The 18,766-nt window shown below is 38.8% G+C and carries 13 protein-coding genes; 11 read left to right on the top strand and 2 right to left on the bottom strand.

The features are described 5' to 3' along the window. The first annotated feature begins 202 nt into the window (after positions 1–202). The 7 genes from purL to DK866_RS00835 all read left to right on the top strand — a co-directional run bounded on the left by purL (position 203) and on the right by DK866_RS00835 (position 11,569). Positions 203–4,093, top strand: a complete 3,891-nt coding sequence (gene purL / locus DK866_RS00865) for a phosphoribosylformylglycinamidine synthase (RefSeq protein ID WP_109407333.1) — start codon at positions 203–205, stop codon at positions 4,091–4,093. Positions 4,094–4,782: 689 nt separating this feature from the next. After that, positions 4,783–6,231: a sensor histidine kinase gene (locus DK866_RS00860; protein WP_162556961.1), complete on the top strand. Its 1,449-nt coding sequence runs from the start codon at positions 4,783–4,785 to the stop codon at positions 6,229–6,231. Then, on the top strand, positions 6,231–7,262 hold the full coding sequence (gene qseG / locus DK866_RS00855) for a two-component system QseEF-associated lipoprotein QseG (protein ID WP_244179630.1): 1,032 nt from the start codon (positions 6,231–6,233) through the stop codon (positions 7,260–7,262). The genes DK866_RS00860 and qseG overlap by 1 nt, the downstream gene beginning before the upstream one ends. An 11-nt stretch (positions 7,263–7,273) precedes the next feature. After that, positions 7,274–8,611 (top strand): two-component system response regulator GlrR, encoded by a 1,338-nt coding sequence (gene glrR, locus DK866_RS00850; RefSeq protein ID WP_087803278.1) that lies wholly within the window; start codon positions 7,274–7,276, stop codon positions 8,609–8,611. A 73-nt stretch (positions 8,612–8,684) separates the two neighbouring features. Continuing rightward, a complete protein-coding gene (locus DK866_RS00845; protein ID WP_109407332.1) occupies positions 8,685–10,301 on the top strand; it encodes an NAD+ synthase in 1,617 nt (538 codons plus the stop codon). 15 nt (positions 10,302–10,316) lie between these two features. Continuing rightward, the gene (gene glnB / locus DK866_RS00840; protein ID WP_109392985.1) at positions 10,317–10,655 is read left to right on the top strand and encodes a nitrogen regulatory protein P-II; all 339 of its coding nucleotides are present in this window, start codon (positions 10,317–10,319) and stop codon (positions 10,653–10,655) included. A gap of 266 nt (positions 10,656–10,921) precedes the next feature. Then, positions 10,922–11,569, top strand: a complete 648-nt coding sequence (locus DK866_RS00835) for a hypothetical protein (RefSeq protein WP_109407331.1) — start codon at positions 10,922–10,924, stop codon at positions 11,567–11,569. Between the two features lie 106 nt (positions 11,570–11,675). Here DK866_RS00835 and hmpA read toward each other — a convergent pair whose 3' ends face one another. Further along, positions 11,676–12,872: an NO-inducible flavohemoprotein gene (gene hmpA / locus DK866_RS00830; RefSeq protein WP_109407330.1), complete on the bottom strand. Its 1,197-nt coding sequence runs from the start codon at positions 12,870–12,872 to the stop codon at positions 11,676–11,678. A 366-nt stretch (positions 12,873–13,238) separates the two neighbouring features. On the opposite strand from hmpA, the gene glyA reads away from it, so the two are divergent. From glyA to DK866_RS00810, 4 genes are all read left to right on the top strand, one after another. Further along, a complete protein-coding gene (glyA, locus tag DK866_RS00825) occupies positions 13,239–14,492 on the top strand; it encodes a serine hydroxymethyltransferase (protein WP_109407329.1) in 1,254 nt (417 codons plus the stop codon). Positions 14,493–14,584: 92 nt separating this feature from the next. Continuing rightward, positions 14,585–15,739 (top strand): 3-phenylpropionate MFS transporter, encoded by a 1,155-nt coding sequence (locus DK866_RS00820; RefSeq protein WP_166540787.1) that lies wholly within the window; start codon positions 14,585–14,587, stop codon positions 15,737–15,739. A gap of 165 nt (positions 15,740–15,904) precedes the next feature. Then, the gene (locus DK866_RS00815; protein WP_109407327.1) at positions 15,905–17,173 is read left to right on the top strand and encodes a M24 family metallopeptidase; all 1,269 of its coding nucleotides are present in this window, start codon (positions 15,905–15,907) and stop codon (positions 17,171–17,173) included. A 26-nt stretch (positions 17,174–17,199) separates the two neighbouring features. Then, positions 17,200–17,862, top strand: coding sequence for a CerR family C-terminal domain-containing protein (locus DK866_RS00810; protein ID WP_109407326.1), 663 nt, complete (start codon positions 17,200–17,202; stop codon positions 17,860–17,862). A gap of 89 nt (positions 17,863–17,951) precedes the next feature. On the opposite strand, the gene suhB is transcribed toward DK866_RS00810, so the two are convergent. After that, a complete protein-coding gene (gene suhB / locus DK866_RS00805) occupies positions 17,952–18,755 on the bottom strand; it encodes an inositol-1-monophosphatase (protein WP_023581619.1) in 804 nt (267 codons plus the stop codon). Positions 18,756–18,766 lie beyond the last annotated feature (11 nt).

Here is an 18,766-nt window from a genome sequence, read left to right as displayed (position 1 = left end):
AATTTCCAGTAATCGAGCATTTTGCTTAACATATTGGTAATACGCAACTTGATTACACCAATTAATCATTAAAACACACTAAGTTAAATGCCGTTATTTTGTTCACGCAAACGGTTTCGTCTGGGCGGTTATTCTATTATACTAGGCGCGTTTCCCCTGAATGATTGATCAGGCTAGCTGCTAAAAGAGAGAACTCAATACTATGGAAATCCTGCGTGGCTCCCCCGCTTTATCCGCGTTTCGTATTAATAAATTACTCACTCAATGTCAGGAGAATGACCTTCCTGTACAAGGTATATATGCGGAATTTGTTCATTTCGCAAAAGTGGAAGGGCAGTTATCTGAAGATGACCAGATTAAATTAAGCCAATTATTACATTACGGGCCTTCATTAACAGAGCATGAGCCTGTTGGGGAAATGCGAGTGGTGACACCTCGCCCTGGAACGATTTCACCTTGGTCTTCTAAAGCAACAGATATTGCACATAACTGTGGTTTATCCAAGGTGGTCAGAATTGAACGTGGTATCGCTTACTTTATTGAAGGCGATACGATGACAGAAACTCAATGGCAACAGCTTTATGGTTTGATTCATGACCGAATGATGGAAACCATTTTCTTAAATTATCAAGATGTGAATGCACTGTTTGCAGAGCAAACGCCAGCACCATTAAAAACGATAGATGTGCTTGCTAAAGGTAAAGATGCGCTTGTTAAAGCAAACATTGAAATGGGATTAGCACTTGCTGATGATGAAGTTGATTATTTAGTCGATGCTTTTAATCGTTTAGCGCGTAATCCAACGGATGTTGAGCTTTATATGTTTGCACAAGCCAACTCTGAACATTGTCGCCATAAAATATTTAATGCAGATTGGATTATTGATGGCAAAGTGCAAGATAAGTCATTATTTAAAATGATTAAAAATACGTTTGAGCAAACTCCTGATTATGTCATGTCGGCATATAAAGATAATGCGGCGGTTATGGAAGGGTCGGTTGCTGGACGTTTTTATCCTGATGCTGAAAAAGGGCATTACCATTATCATCAAGAACCCGTACATATCTTGATGAAAGTAGAAACACACAACCACCCAACAGCGATTTCACCTTGGCCGGGAGCTGCAACAGGCTCTGGTGGTGAAATTCGAGATGAAGGTGCAACGGGGCGTGGTGCTAAGCCTAAAGCGGGTTTAGTAGGATTTTCAGTATCTAATCTGCGTATTCCAGGATTTGAACAGCCTTGGGAAGAAGATTTTGGCAAACCAGAGCGTATTGTTAATGCATTAGACATCATGACAGAAGGTCCACTGGGTGGTGCCGCATTTAATAACGAGTTCGGTCGTCCTGCATTATTAGGCTATTTCAGAACTTATGAAGAACAAGTTAATAGCCATAATGGTGTTGAAATTCGCGGTTATCATAAACCAATTATGCTAGCTGGTGGTATTGGTAATATTCGTGAAGACCATGTTCAAAAAGGGGAGATCACTGTTGGCGCTAAGTTGATTGTATTAGGTGGCCCATCTATGAACATCGGTCTGGGCGGCGGTGCGGCTTCTTCTATGACTTCAGGGCAATCTGATGCGGACTTAGATTTTGCTTCTGTTCAACGTGACAATCCAGAAATGGAGCGACGTTGCCAAGAAGTTATCGATCGTTGCTGGCAGTTGGGTGACGATAACCCTATCTTATTTATTCATGATGTAGGGGCTGGTGGTCTTTCTAATGCGATGCCTGAATTAGTCAATGATGGTGGTCGTGGTGGTCGTTTTGAACTGCGTGATGTTTTAAATGATGAGCCGGGGATGAGCCCACTTGAAATCTGGTGTAATGAATCTCAAGAACGTTATGTGTTGGCAGTATCACCAGAAAAAATGCCTCTGTTTGATGCGTTATGCCAACGTGAAAGAGCACCTTATGCTGTAATTGGTGAAGCAACGCAAGAGCGTGAATTAGTATTAAACGATACACACTTTGATAATAAGCCCATTGATATGCCATTGGACATATTATTAGGTAAAGCGCCTAAAATGTTACGTGATGTGAAATCACAAAAAACAGAAGGTGAGTATCTAGATCGTAAAGATATTGATTTAAAAGATGCAGTTTATCGAGTGCTTCATTTACCTACTGTGGCAGAAAAAACCTTCTTAATTACCATTGGTGACCGCACTGTAACGGGCATGGTTGCTCGTGATCAAATGGTTGGTCCTTGGCAAATTCCTGTTGCTAACTGTGCTGTTACCACAGCAACATTAGATAGCTATTATGGTGAGGCAATGTCGATTGGTGAACGGGCGCCAATCGCACTATTAGATTTTGCTGCATCTGCACGTATGGCTGTCGGTGAAGCGTTAACAAATATGGCTGGCTGTGATGTAGAAGCACTTAATCGCATTAAGCTTTCGGCTAACTGGATGTCGGCGGCGGGGCATCCTGGTGAAGATGCAGGTTTGTATGATGCAGTGAAAGCTATTGGTGAGGAGTTATGCCCAGAGTTAGGTATCACTATTCCTGTTGGTAAAGACTCTATGTCAATGAAAACACGTTGGCAGGATAAAGATGGAAAAAACAAAGAAGTTACCTCTCCGCTTTCTTTAGTTATTACAGCATTCTCTCGCGTTGAAGATGTACGTAAAACGGTAACGCCTGAATTATCGACACAATCAGGTAACCGTTTATATCTGATTGATCTGGGTAATGGACATAACGCATTAGGTGCGACAGCTTTAGCACAAGTTTATCGCCAGTTAGGTCAAAAAGCCGCAGACCTTCGTAATGTAGAACAGCTAAAACAATTCTTTAATGCGATGCAACAATTGGTCAATGAAGGCAAATTGTTGGCTTATCATGATCGCTCTGATGGCGGTTTATTTGTCACTCTTGCAGAAATGGCGTTTGCTGGTCACTGTGGGTTAAATGTTGATATTAGTGCTTATGATGAAGATATCTTAGCGGGACTCTTTAATGAAGAGCTAGGTGGCGTGATCCAAATTAGCGCTCAACATCAAGATGCAGTTGAATCATTATTTACCCAATGTGGTTTAGCCGATTGCTTACACTATTTAGGTCAAGCAACACAAGATGATGCCGTTGTAATTCAAAGTCGTGAAACTGAAGTTTATAATGAAAAACGCAGTACGCTACGTCTTTGGTGGGCTGAAACAACATGGCAAATGCAACGTTTACGCGATAACCCTGAGTGTGCTGATGAAGAACATCAGGCAAAACAGGACATCAATGATCCGGGGTTAAATGTACATTTAACCTTTGATCCAAGCGAAGATATTGCAGCTCCTTATATTGCAACAGGAAGCCGCCCTCGTATTGCTGTACTAAGAGAGCAAGGCGTTAACTCTCATGTTGAAATGGCGGCAGCTTTTGACCGAGCTGGTTTTGATGCCATTGACGTTCATATGAGTGATCTACATTCGTCACGACGTTCATTAAGTGATTTTGATGTGCTGGTGGCGTGCGGAGGATTCTCTTACGGTGACGTATTAGGTGCAGGTGAAGGTTGGGCTAAATCTATTCTATTTAATTCTCGTTTACGTGATGAATTTGCTCAATTCTTTGAACGCCAAGATACCTTATCGCTTGGTGTCTGTAATGGTTGTCAAATGATGTCAACATTATCTGAACTTATTCCGGGGGCGGATTTATGGCCTCGTTTTGTTCGCAACCGTTCTGAGCGTTTTGAAGCTCGCTTTAGTTTGGTCAAAGTGACAGAAAGCCCATCATTATTGCTACAAGGCATGGTGGGTTCACAAATGCCTATCGCTGTTTCTCATGGGGAAGGTTTTGCGGAATTTCGTCATGCTGAACAATTAGCACAATTAGAGGCACAAAATTTAGTGGGATTACGTTTTGTTGATAATTATGGTCAACCAACAGAACAATACCCATTAAATCCTAATGGTTCAGTAAAAGGGATCACGGCTGTCACAACAAAGGATGGACGTTCAACTATTATGATGCCTCATCCTGAGCGTGTATTTAGAACGGTCAGTAACTCTTGGCATCCTGATAACTGGGGTGAAGATAGCCCTTGGATGCGACTATTCCGTAATGCAAGGAAGCAGTTTGATTAATTAGAAGTAAATTATCTTAGTAGTAAATACATAAAGCCTCTACTTAGCGAGAGGCTTTATTATATTGATAATAAAGGCATTATTTTTTATTGTGTAAAAACAACGACACTTAGTCATTAGCTTGTCTCTTTTTGGCGACACTTAATTTATTGAAATATAAGCGTTTATAAAATATTGGATAACTCTGTCTGGATATGGAGACAGCTTGGTTACTTTATAACTAGATAAAAGAGAGACGTAATTAAAATATCATAGAGGTGTTTTTATTTCTTGTTTTATTTCAATTACTTAATGATATTCTTGAAAAGTTGGCACGTGTTGTGCATTATATAAATCAGTTGCTCATTCAACTTTTTATGTCGGTCCACAATATGGGTGGGAACATACCACATAAGCCAGGAATGACGCCAGAGTAAGGTGCCTACCGTCCAACATCATGATACTCGTCTTCGGACCTTATCAAACACAGGGCGACACGTGGAGTGAGGCACCACCTTCATCCTCTTTTAGAGAGAAAAGAGATGAAATTTTGACGGGCGGAATATCTCAGTAAGATATTCCGCTCTCCCACTTCTAGAGCCTGTCATATTTTCTCGCTTGTGTTTGTTATCCTCACCTGATTTTCTAATGTCGGACTTTTTTCTTGTTATCAAGTCATGTAGCATCGCATTACTCTAATAGGTGTTGAGATGATTTCATTGAAAAAGTGGCGTATTTTTCCTCGTTCTTTAAGACAGCTCGTGATAATGGCATTTTGGATGGTGCTATTACCTTTACTTGTCCTTGCTTATCAAGCTTATCAAAGTCTCGATCAATTAAGTAATCAAGCAGCAATTACTAATAAAAATGCATTAGCTGATACTGAACGCAGTGAGGTTATGCGAAATTTAGCTATTGAGATGGAAGGAAACTATCGTCGTTATTGTGTTTTACGTGATAAGACTGATGATGATATGTACCAACAACGCTATCAGCAATACACCAAACTCTTCTCAACATTACAACAAACCATAATTCCACTTTCTTCATCTAAAGAAGCCGACGTGCTTAATTCTTCACTTGAAAAGCTAAAGTCTATTCAGTGTGAAAGCAGTGAACCTACGAAAGACATGCAACAAGCTCTTGAGCAGTTCTCTTATGCCAATAATCGTATAGTAATGCTAACAAAAGAGATTATCTTTAGCCGTGGCGAACAGTTACAAATGGCAATTGCTGAGAAAGGACGTTATTTCGGCTGGCAAAGTCTTATTGTGTTCGTATTCAGTTTGATCCTCATCGCACTATTTACACGAATGATCATCGGCCCTGTTAAGGGAATTGAAAAGATGATCAATCGATTGGGAGAAGGGCGAACGCTTAGTAATAATTTGGATTCTTTTCAAGGGCCTAGAGAGCTTCGATCGTTAGCTCAACGTATTATTTGGTTAAGTGAACGATTAGCATGGCTTGAATCACAACGTCATGAGTTTTTACGTCATATTTCTCATGAGTTAAAAACGCCACTTGCTAGTATGCGAGAAGGTACAGAATTATTAGCTGATGAAGTTGCGGGTCCTTTAACGCTCGATCAAAAAGAAGTAGTTTCTATTCTTGATAATAGTAGTAAACAGTTACAGTTATTGATTGAACAACTGCTTGATTATAATCGTAAACTTTCTGAGGTTCCTCAGCAAATTGAAGAGGTCGATTTAACTCATTTAGTGAATGATGTGGTATTAGCACACAGCTTACCAGCTAGAGCAAAAGAGATTAAAACGATAATTTCACTTAATCTGACAAAATGTCGAGCAGAAGCGACATTATTATCACGAGTTATCGACAATCTCTATTCGAATGCGGTGCACTATGGTGCTGAATCAGGTAATATCTGGATCTCTAGTTATCAAGTTGAACAGAAGATAGTGATTGATATAGCCAATAAAGGAACGCCTATCCCTGAATCTGAACAAAAAATGATTTTTGAGCCCTTTTTTCAAGGTTCTTTACTACGCAAAGGTGCTGTAAAAGGAAGTGGTTTAGGTTTAAGCATTGCTCATGACTGTATCAAAAGAATGGAAGGTGAATTAAGTGTTGTTCCTTCTGACTATGCCGATGTCTGTTTTCGTATTGAATTACCGCTACTTTCTGAGAATAAATAATGCAAATCAGGTCACAAATACAAGCATCTCCTCATCATGAGTATAAAAAAATAAATAAACAGATGCTTGGTACTGAACCGTTATCTATGGCTCCTGCATCAACTAGAAAGATCGCATTAAATTGGAAACAGTGTGTCTTGTTTATTATGCTTCCACTGGTTCTTTCGGGCTGTACACCAAAGTCGCTCACTGCGTCGTTAGAACCAGAGCCTGATGTACCCGTTGTTAAACAAAGAACAATTGATTACCGTTGGGCTGAATGTAAAACATTAAGTGCTTTTTATGATGAAGGCATTAATAATGCACTTTATTGGTTACGCACAATTGAATGTACGAATCGCATTATGACTACAGAAGCACAACGCCAAGCAAATAGTGTTGTCGTTACAGGTTGGGATGATGCATTTTATAAAAGCATTTTATTAGAGCGTGCTGGTATGACGATTGCTGATCGTCGAACACAATTAGTGTTACTAGAAAGCTATAAGCTACAATTTCCAAGTTCTATGCGTGTTTTATTATCAACATGGATTGAAAATCAAACACTCATCCTCTCTTTAGCAGAAGAAAAAAATCGTTATCGTCGTTTAACCACAGAAACAGATAATAGAATAGATACCCTAAGAAAAGAGAATAATGCATTACAGCATGAACTGAATATCACACTGAAGAAGCTTGAAAGCCTTACCCAAATTGAAAGGCAGTTATCGAATAGAAAACAAAGTGGCTCTGTTGATTCGTTATCACAAAATGAAGACTTAACGGAGAGTGTGGCAACCACATCCCCTGAAACAGAAAAAACAGTTGTTGAAAAGCCAGTCGTTGAAAAACCGACTGAAAAGTCTACTTCTACACATACACAATCGATAACAGAAAAAACAAAGGGTGAGGAAAAAACACCTTCTGCAACAGCGGTTAAACCCGAACCTTCAAAACCAGAATCTGCAAAACCTGAAGTGGTTAAACCTGAGCCTGTTAAAACTGAAATAGAAAAACAGGATGCTAAACCGACTGAAGCAGGATCTAAATAAGGAGAATGTGCATGGCTGGCCATAAATCAGCAAATCTTTTACTTGTCGATGACGATCCTGGGTTATTAAAGTTACTTGGTATGCGGTTAACAAGTGAAGGTTTTCATATCTTCACCGCTGAAAGTGGGCAAGAAGCACTAAAACTTCTCTTAAAAGAAAAAATAGACCTTGTTATTAGCGATCTACGTATGGATGAAATGGATGGTATGGCATTGTTTGCTGAAATACAGCGCCAGCAACCCGGAATGCCAGTCATTATTCTAACTGCTCATGGCTCTATTCCTGATGCCGTTGCAGCAACACAACAAGGTGTATTTAGCTTTTTAACTAAACCCGTTGATCGAGATGCACTTTATAAGGCAATTGATGAAGCGCTGGAATTAGTGACCACGGTTTCAGATGAAGAGTGGTCAAAAGATATCGTGACACGTAGCCCACAAATGCTACGTTTATTAGAGCAAGCAAAGTTAGTCGCACAATCTGATGTCAGCGTACTTATTAATGGCCAAAGTGGTACAGGTAAAGAAGTTCTTGCTCAAGCTATTCATCGTGCAAGTCCTAGAGCCAAAAAGCCTTTTATAGCCATTAACTGTGGCGCCTTACCAGAACAACTTTTAGAATCTGAACTATTCGGTCATGCGAAAGGTGCCTTTACAGGAGCAGTAAGTAGTCGTGAAGGTCTATTTCAGGCAGCTGAAGGCGGTACACTGTTTTTAGATGAAATTGGCGATATGCCAATGGCATTACAAGTTAAATTATTACGTGTTTTGCAAGAGCGAAAAGTTCGCCCATTAGGAAGCAACCGTGATATTGATATTGATGTCCGTATCCTTTCTGCCACACATCGTGATTTACCTAAAGCGATGGAGCGTAATGAATTTCGTGAAGATTTGTTCTATCGTTTAAATGTGGTGAATCTACGAATTCCTACATTAAGTGAGAGAGCTGAAGATATTCCTGTGCTTGCAAATCACCTATTACGCGAATCAGCTAAACGCCATAAGCCTTTTGTCCGAAGTTTTTCCACTGATGCGATGAAATGCTTGATGACAGCAAGTTGGCCCGGAAATGTGCGTCAATTAGTTAACGTGATTGAACAATGCGTCGCTTTAACGACAGCTCCAGTTATTAGTGAAGCTTTAGTGACACAAGCCTTACAGGGTGAAAATACTGCTTTACCCACATTTGCTGAAGCAAGAGGGCATTTTGAAATGACTTATTTGAGAAAGCTACTGCAAATGACGAAAGGCAACGTGACTCAAGCGGCACGCATGGCAGGACGCAATCGAACTGAGTTTTACAAATTGTTATCCCGTCATGAGCTAGATGCGAATGATTTTAAAGAATAACCTTTTCAGATAACGAATATATTTTTAAACTAGCTTTCTTTTAATGCGAAAGATAGCGGAGAGACTAATTTTTATGAGTCGTAAATTAAAACTCGCAATGGCTCAACTCAATTGGGTTGTTGGCGATATAGAAGGTAACTGTGAACGCATGTTATCTACCGTTAAAGCGCAAGAAGAGGCCGATCTGGTCATGTTTTCTGAGCTGGCGTTATGCGGTTACTCTCCTGAAGATCTGCTATTTCGTCCTGATTTCCAGCAACGCTGTGAAACACAACTTATGCGTTTAGAACAAGCAAGTAAAAAAACAGCGATTGTTGTTGGACATCCTTGGTGGCAAAACGGCAAAATTTATAACGCACTCTCATTTTTCTATAAAGGTGAGTTACAAGCACGTTATTTCAAACAACAATTACCTAATTACGGTGTGTTTGACGAAAAACGATATTTCCAACAAGGAAATGAACGTTGTGTTGTGCCATTTAAAGGTTACCACTTAGGTTTGTTAATTTGTGAGGATATCTGGATTAATGAGCCTATCGATGCATTAAAACAAGCAGGGGCAGATCTTGTTTTATCTATTAACGCCTCGCCATATAACCGTGAAAAACCCCATGTCCGTACACAGTTAATTAAAGAGCATTGTCAAAGAACGCATCTTCCAGTGATCTATCTTAATCAAATTGGCGGTCAAGATGAGCTGGTCTTTGATGGTTGTTCTAAAGTATTTGATGAAAGAGGCACGATCACTCATCGTTTAGCTGCATTTGATGAGCAAACCGCAGTTGTAGAGCTTGATGAATTAACGATTATCCCAATGGTAGATCCTGCACCAGAACTTTCACCTTTAGCGCAAGTGTATCAAGCATTAGTGCTTGCAACGCGTGATTATGTCACTAAAAACGGTTTTAAAGGGGCAATTCTCGGATTATCTGGGGGGATTGATTCTGGATTAACGGTTGCTATTGCTGCTGATGCATTAGGAAAAGAGAGTGTTCAAGCGGTTATGATGCCTTTTCGTTATACTTCTGAAATGAGTATTCATGATGCCAAAGAACAAGCAGATTTATTAGGTATCGAATTCGATACGGTATCTATTGAACCCATGTTTGATGCCTTTATGGCACAGTTAGCACCTATGTTTAAAGATACTGCCGCTGATACTACAGAAGAAAATCTACAGGCTCGCTGTCGCGCGGTGATCTTGATGGCGATGTCAAATAAACGCCGTCGTTTAGTGCTCACCACAAGCAATAAAAGTGAATCCGCAGTGGGATACTCGACATTGTATGGTGATATGGCAGGGGGCTTTGATGTGTTAAAAGACGTCCCTAAAACATTAGTTTTTGAACTATCTAAATATCGTAATACACTTTCACCGGCTATTCCTCAACGTGTGATTGATAGACCACCATCAGCAGAGTTAGCGCCGGGGCAAACTGACCAAGATAATTTACCACCTTATGATATTCTTGATGCTATTCTTGAAGGTTATGTTGAACAGGATAAATCTGTTTCTGATTTAGTTGCCGCTGGATTTGATGAAGCAACAGTCCGTAAAGTGATAAAATTAGTCGATATTAATGAATACAAGCGACGTCAAGCCCCTGTCGGGCCACGTATTACAAGTCGTAATTTTGGTAAAGATCGCAGATACCCAATAACAAGCGGTTTTGGTCGCCACAACTGGTAATAGCAGGATAATACGATGAAAAAAATTGAAGCGATAATTAAGCCGTTTAAGTTAGATGATGTAAGAGAAGCGCTTGGTGAAGTGGGTATCACTGGAATGACCGTAACTGAAGTGAAAGGTTTTGGTCGTCAAAAAGGGCATACTGAACTTTACCGTGGTGCGGAATACATGGTCGATTTTTTACCTAAAGTAAAAATTGAAATTGTTGTTGCTGACGAAATTGTTGAAACCTGTGTAGATACAATTATGACAACAGCACAAACAGGTAAAATTGGTGACGGTAAGATTTTTGTTTTTGATGTGAATCGTGTTATTCGTATTCGTACTGGCGAGCAAGACGAAGAAGCTATTTAATTATTGTTCAAACTTAAGCTAAATAGTTACATTATTTATTTTTATTAAAGCCTGATATTTTTTAATCAAAATATCGGGCTTTTTCATTTTCTTGCGCATAATTAATTTTTTTATGTTTTACCTAAAATGCTATTTATATCTAATGCAAGTCTATTGATGATTATTAACGATTTATTTTACTATTTTTTATAAATTCTAAGGCACAAAATGTTATTCAATAACTTTTAAGTAAAGCTATTATCATCGACATTAAAAATCATTAAGGTATGGGCAAAATAATGTTTAATTATTTATTAAAGCGTCTTGCTTTATTTTTATGTGCAGCAGTGTTAATAGCTATCACTACGGGATTTATATTTCTTGATATTTTGGTTTTTGATAATGGTATTTCAGAAACGTCAGTAACTGAACTAGGCCAAGAAACTATTGTCGCAATGATTTGCTTATTCTTTTTTGTTAAAGCCTATCAAGACAGTGAACAACGGGGAGCGTTCACTCTAATTATGGGCTTTTTCTTGTGTATTTTAATTCGTGAGTTAGATGGTGTCTTTGATCAGATTGCACACGGCTCTTGGGTTTGGTTTGCTCTAACGGTGACGTTTATTAGTATTGCTATTGCGATCAGAGAAGGAAAGAGAACATTAAAAGGCTTAATTCACTTTATTACTCATCCAAGCCATGGAATGTTAGTTGCAGGCCTATTATGTATTTTGTTGTTTTCTCGTCTATTTGGTATGGGAATATTATGGTCTAAATTATTAGGTGAGGATTATAACCGCACTGTTAAAAATATGGTGGAAGAGGGATCTGAATTATTTGGTTATACACTCTGTCTAATTAGTGTTATTTGGTACGGTTTTTCTGCTAAAGATCATGTTATTCCTGCTACGATTGAAAATAAATATCAACCATAAAAATAGCATGATCTAAATAACAAAAGCGCTGATAAATATGATGCTATCAGCGCTTTTTCATTATTCTATTTTAAAGCTTTGTTTTAATGGTTTGATTATATATTGATTATAAATCTTGCATAATAACAGCATGAGGGCCAAAACATTCATAATGAAGTTTTTCACGATTAATACCTAATTCAATAAGTTGTTTTGCAACAGACTGCATAAAAGGTAATGGTCCGCAAAAATAGAAATGCATATCAGGAATGCTTATCCAATTCTCAACTTGTTTTAATGTCATTAGACCTTCAAATTGATATTCTTGATTTTGTACATCTTCAGGTCGTGGTGTGCGATACCAAACCGCTTGTTGATAATGTGGAAGTTTACTACCGACTTGATGAACTTCACTTTTAAAGGCATGAACACCTCCATGTTCAGCAGCATGTAACCAATTAACATTGGCTTGATGAGCAGAAAGTGTGTGTAACATTGATAACATGGGGGTTAAACCCACACCCGCTGAAATTAATGTAACAGGTGTTGTTGGTGATACCTCTAAATAAAAATCTCCCCCTGGTGCGGCGACTTGTAAAGTATCCCCTTCTTGAATATGGTCATGAAGAAAATTCGATAAAATACCTTTCTCTTCGCGTTTGACTGCGATGCGGTATGTTTTATTATTTGAAGATTGAGTTAATGAATATTGACGTATTTCTTGGTTTTCAAGACGTTCATCACGGATATAAAGACTTAAATATTGCCCAGCTTGATAAGGTGTAATATCAAGGCCGTCTTCAGGCGCTAATTCAAAGCTGGTAATAACATCACTTTGTTTTACTTTATGGGTGACTTTAAAAGCTCGTAATCCTCTCCAACCACCGCTTGTTTGTTCTTTTTGTTGATAAATTTGTTCTTCACGATTAATAAAGACATCTGCTAACACTTGATAAGCGGCGCCCCAAGCGTCTAACACTTCTTGACCAGGATTAAACATTTCATCAATTGTAGCCAATAAATTCTCACCTACGATGGGATAATGCTCAGGAAGAATATTTAAACTGACGTGTTTTTGTGCGATTTTTTCAACTGCCGGTAAAATTGTAGGTAAATTTTCAATATTAATTGCATAAGCGCATATCGCATTAAATAAGGCTTCACGTTGAGCGCCACTACTTTGGTGACTCATGGTGAAGATATCTTTTAATTCAGGATGACGAGAGAACATTCGATCATAAAAATGTGCGGTTAATGCAGGGCCTGTTTTAGCAATAAGAGGAATTGTTGATTTAATTGTCGCGATAGTTTGTGCATCTAACATAATTGCTCCTGAAAAATTTTCAGTTTATTGTGAATTTTTATAAATTGCATTTTACATGCAACTTATCGCTTTTTGATTATTTTGTAAATAACTGTTTTTATTTTTTAACAAAAAATCTCAAATCTTAGAGAATGATGCGGGGTGTTTGCATAATAAGGCGAGATGTGCCTCAAAAAGAGGAATAAGCACAGGATAAAATGAGGTTGTTAAAAAGTAATAAGATGCTGTTATAATTGAATGGCAAACGATTGCGTATTTTTTCATTAGGGGCTATCTCAATGAAGAAAAAGAGTTTACACTGTATGCCATTCTTTCTCCCGTATGGGAGTTTGTCTTTAGTGAAGTTAGCTGAGTCAGGAGATCTGAATGTTAAAACGTGAAATGAATATTGCTGATTACGATCCAGAATTATGGAATGCAATGGAAGGTGAAGTGACTCGTCAAGAAGAGCACATCGAACTTATTGCTTCTGAAAACTATACCAGTCCTCGTGTTATGCAGGCGCAAGGATCTCAGCTGACAAATAAATATGCTGAAGGCTATCCGGGTAAACGTTACTACGGTGGTTGTGAGTATGTGGATGTTGTAGAGCAACTGGCAATTGATCGTGCAAAAGCATTATTTGGTGCTGACTATGCTAACGTACAGCCTCACTCAGGTTCACAAGCGAATGCGGCTGTTTATATGGCATTGTTAAAACCGGGTGATACTGTTTTAGGTATGAACTTAGCACAAGGCGGTCACTTGACTCATGGTTCACCAGTTAACTTCTCTGGTAAACTATATAATATCGTACCTTATGGTATTGATGAATCAGGTAAAATTGATTACGAAGATATCGCTGTTCAAGCTAAAAAACATCAACCAAAAATGATTATTGGTGGTTTCTCTGCCTATTCTGGTTTGGTTGATTGGGCAAAAATGCGTGAAATTGCAGATAGCATTGGTGCCTACCTGTTTGTTGATATGGCGCACGTTGCGGGTATGATTGCTGCGGGTGTTTATCCTAACCCAGTTCCTCATGCACATGTTGTTACAACAACAACGCATAAAACATTAGCTGGCCCACGTGGTGGCCTTATCCTTGCTAAAGGCGGAGATGAAGAGTTCTACAAAAAACTGAACTCAGCAGTGTTCCCTGGCTCTCAAGGTGGCCCTTTAATGCACGTTATCGCGGGTAAAGCGGTTGCATTAAAAGAAGCAATGGAACCTGAATTTAAAGTTTATCAGCAACAAGTTGCTAAAAACGCGAAAGCAATGGTAGACGTTTTCTTAGAACGCGGTTATAAAGTAGTGTCTGGCGGAACTGAAAACCACCTGTTTTTATTAGACTTAGTTGATAAAGATATTACAGGTAAAGATGCAGATGCAGCGCTCGGTCGTGCAAATATCACTGTTAACAAAAACAGTGTACCAAATGATCCTCGTAGCCCATTTGTCACTTCTGGTGTTCGTATCGGTTCTCCAGCAATTACACGTCGTGGTTTTAAAGAAGCGGAAGCTCGTGAATTAGCCGGTTGGATGTGTGATGTCCTTGATAATATCAATGATGAAGCGAACATTGAGAAAGTGAAACAAAAAGTCTTGGATATCTGCGCTAAATTTCCAGTTTACGCATAAGTTTGTAACGATATAATAAAACCCGTTGTACAAGCCCGCTTCGAGAACTTGTTCTTGGCGGGTTTTTTTGCATCTTAAAAATGGGGGATTGGATGGTTATTCCATCAACACTGTGGCTTGCCTTAGATTATTTTACGTATTTTTTCTCATACGGTATCTTTTTACCTTTTTGGTCAATATGGCTAAAAGGAGAGGGTGTCGATCCTGCAATGATAGGTCTGTTATTAGGTGTAGGTTTAACTGCACGTTTTGTCGGTAGCCTCATCTTAACGCCTGCAGTAAAAGATCCATCAAAACTTATCACTGCATTACGACTATTCGCCTTTCTCTCATTACTCTTTACTGTTGCATTTATGATGGGCAGCCATTGGGCATGGTTATTCTTTGTGATGACTGGATTTAACGTATTCTTTTCACCTATGGTGCCTTTAGGGGATTCCTTGGCTGGAACTTGGCAAAAACAGTTCCCTTTTGATTATGGAAAAATCCGTGTTTGGGGCTCTATTGCTTTTATTATTAGTTCATCATTGTTGGGGATTTTAATTGATGCTTTTGGGCATCCCATCATTCTTTATGGGTTGATTGCCAGTACCCTCGCATTATTTCTTACATCGATGCTTCGTCCTAAAGTCATGCCTCAAGGAAAGGTCAAAAAAGCAAAACAGAGTAACGTGTCTTTTATGAAACTCATTTCTGATGGGCCTGTTTGGCGCTTTTTGTTATGTGTTTCTCTACTACAAGGTGCACATGCAGCCTATTATGGTTTTAGCGCGCTTTATTGGGAAAAGGCTGGGTACGACACAGCAACAATTGGCTATCTTTGGTCATTAGGTGTGGTTTCTGAAGTTATCGTTTTTATGCTCAGTCACCGTTTATTCCGCCGGTGGAGTGCAAGAGATCTACTGCTACTTTCTGCTTTTGCAGGGCTTTTACGTTGGGGATTAATGGGAAGTTTTACCGCATTACCTGCACTTATTGTCGTTCAAATCTTACATAGTGGTACGTTCACAGTATGTCATTTAGCTGCAATGCGTTTTATTAGCGCCCGCCAAGAACACGAAATTATCCGTTTGCAAGCAGTGTATTCCGCTTTAGCAATGGGAGGAAGTATAGCCATTATGACAATTATATCGGGCTGGCTATATGAAAAACTCCCAAATCAAGAATCGTTGATCTTTTGGTTAATGGCAGCATTAACGATCCCAGCGATGTTTATCAGACCTAAAGTACAACCTCAAAATACCTAATTCTTTTATTTCATAAAAATTAAGATCTGTAATGTTCCTGATATTGCAGATCTTTTTTTTCTCCTTTTAAAAGCGCATTTTTTGATCAAAAGAATAATTGACCATTTTAAATATTAGGCTTAAATTTAATTCATTCAAATGAATGAATATAGAGAGAATATTATTATGAACAATAAATCGGTGATCCCAGCAAGTTTTTCTTTACAGGAAAGAGACAGACGCTGGCAATTAGCTAGAGATCTTATGAAAGATAATCAGTTAGATACATTGATTATCTATGGTGATAGAGAATCCGCTGCACCTGCACCATTTTGTATTGATCACTATTTTACAAATGATCGACTAGGCTCAGTTGTTATTTTTCATGAAGATAAAAAACCCTTAATTGTCACTTTTGCACCAATGATGATCGCTGATCATATGCAGGCAAAATTACGCGGTGATTTGCAATGGATAGATGAAGATAGTCTTGTTGTAGGAAAAACAGGGCGTAATATTGCTCAATTTCTGAAAGAAATGGGTGTACAGCAAAATGCACATATTGGTGTTATTGGTTTAGAGCCTTATCCTCCATTCTATTTTGATGGTGCAATGCCGTTTAATACTCTAAACGGTATTAAAGATGCATTCCCTCATGCGAAATTTAGCTGTGTGTATCGTGATTTCTTTAAGCGCGCATCGGTTAAAAGTGAAGAAGAACTGACACATGTAAGATATGCTGCCGCTATTGGTGAAGCAATGAGTGAAGCAATGCGAGTCACCACCAGACCTGGAGCGACAGAAGCCGATCTTGCAGCCGCTATTACTGCAACTTGCTTATCAAGAGGTGGATTTACGGCTGAAATTCTAATGGGATCAGGTTCTGAATATATCGGTTGGGGGCCTCCAGCTTGGCAATATCGTTCACAAGCACCTCGTGAAATTCAAATCGGTGATATTGTGTTATCAGAAATTTTTGCTTTATATGGAATGTATGAAACACAACATCAGGCTGCTGTTGCCGTAGGTAAAATTCACGAAAACTTAGAAAAAGCCGCTTTGGTTGCTCGTGAATGTTATGAAATAGGTGTTGAACATTTAAAGGCGGGGATTACTTTTGGTGAAGTGGTTGATTTAATGGAAAAACCATTATTAAAATCAGGAGGATGGCATGTGCATCCACTTATCCATAGTATCAATCCATACGGACCTATTGGGTTTGGTACTGCTCCAGGTATAGAATCATTGCCATTAGCGAGTCGTTATAAAAAAATTGAACGATTACCAAATCCGGGACGAGAGCTTGTATTGCAAGAAGGCATGACGTTTGCGTTTGAGCCTAACTGTGGCTTCGGTCATCACTTATGTAATTTAGGAGGTACGGTTGTTGTTGGTAAAAGTAAAGGGATTGAGTTAAATTCAAACTCAACACAATTAATGCGTGCTGATCTATAAGCCAAATATAAAATAGTTAACAAATAATGAAAAACACCAGTAAAACCGCGATAAGTACAGAACAGACTCAAGAAAAGTTAATACAAGAAGGGATTAAACTTTTTGCGCTACATGGAATTAGCGGGTTGAGAACGCGACAACTTGCGCAGGATGCTGGTGTTAATCAGTCAGCAATTCCTTATCATTTTGGTGGGAAACTTGGCGTGTATACTGCTGTTATTCAATATATTGCGACAGAATTAGCCTCAGAAATTCATTTTGACCAATTTGATAATAAACTTCAGCGTATATTAAAAGAAGATAAACTTAATTATGAATTATTTGCTGAGTTAATTCCTTTATTGATGACGGGATTAACGCGAGCGTTATTAGCACCAGAGCGCCATTATTATAGCCAATTGATTTTACGGGAACAGTTAGAACCGACTGAAAATTATGAATTAATATATCATAATCTCATAGAACCTTTTCATATAAGACTTTCCCATCTTATTGAATTAATAGATAAAGATTGCGATAAATTAACCACTACTATTCGTGCTCATGCGATGATTGGGCAAATACTGGGATTTGTGATAGCCCGAAAAGCATTTTTATTACGTATTGATAAGCAAGAAATAACATCACAATTACTGGACAAGATAGCGCTAGAAATCAGCAAATTATCAGTAAATGCATTATTAATATAATAAGAAATGGATAGGTGAGAAAAAAGGCCATTACATTTTTCAGTGATGGCCTTTTTCGTTATATTTTTATCGTTATTTGTACTGACAAATTAACGTTTTAACGCATCTGTGAGTTCGCTACGAATTTCAGCTAATAATGCTCTAACGACACGAGGGTTACCAGCAACAATGTTACCTGTTTGGAGATAGCCATGATTACCAGTAAAGTCAGAAACGATAGCACCTGCTTCACGAGCAATTAACTCACCACCTAAGAAATCCCAAGGTTTTAAGCCAATTTCAAAGAAGCCATCAACACGACCAGCGGCAACATAAGCTAAATCTAATGCAGCTGAACCTGTACGACGGAAATCAGCACAAGGAACAAACAGTTTACCTAACATGTTCATATAAGCGGCTGAATGTTGTTTGCTTTTGAATGGGAAACCAGTTGCAAGAACAGCACCATCTAAATCACGGGCATTAGAGCCACGCAGACGATAACCATTTAATTGAGCGCCTTGACCACGAACGGCTGAGAATAATTCGTTACGCATAGGATCATAAACAACAGCCACTTCAGTACGGCCTTTAATGCGTACAGCAATAGAAACAGAGAAGTGTGGAAGACGTTTAATGAAGTTAGTCGTGCCATCAAGTGGATCAATAACCCATTGTATGTCGTGATCTTCACCGAGTAACTCGCCACTTTCTTCCGTAATAATGGTGTGTTTTGGATAAGACTTACGGATGATTTCAATGATTGCTTGTTCTGCGTCACGGTCAACGTTAGTGACAAAATCATTGGTACCTTTCTGATTAGTTTCTACAGATTCAGGATTTTCGTAATTTTTGGCGATTAAATTACCAGCCTTACGTGCGGCACGTATGGCAATATTCAGCATCGGATGCATGGTTATCTTCC

Origin of the sequence: Proteus genomosp. 4 str. ATCC 51469 (assembly GCF_003144375.1) — a bacterium.
Taxonomy (GTDB): domain Bacteria; phylum Pseudomonadota; class Gammaproteobacteria; order Enterobacterales; family Enterobacteriaceae; genus Proteus.
The sequence above is the reverse complement of the archived record's forward strand: the minus strand, read 5'-3'. Positions and strand labels throughout refer to the sequence as shown.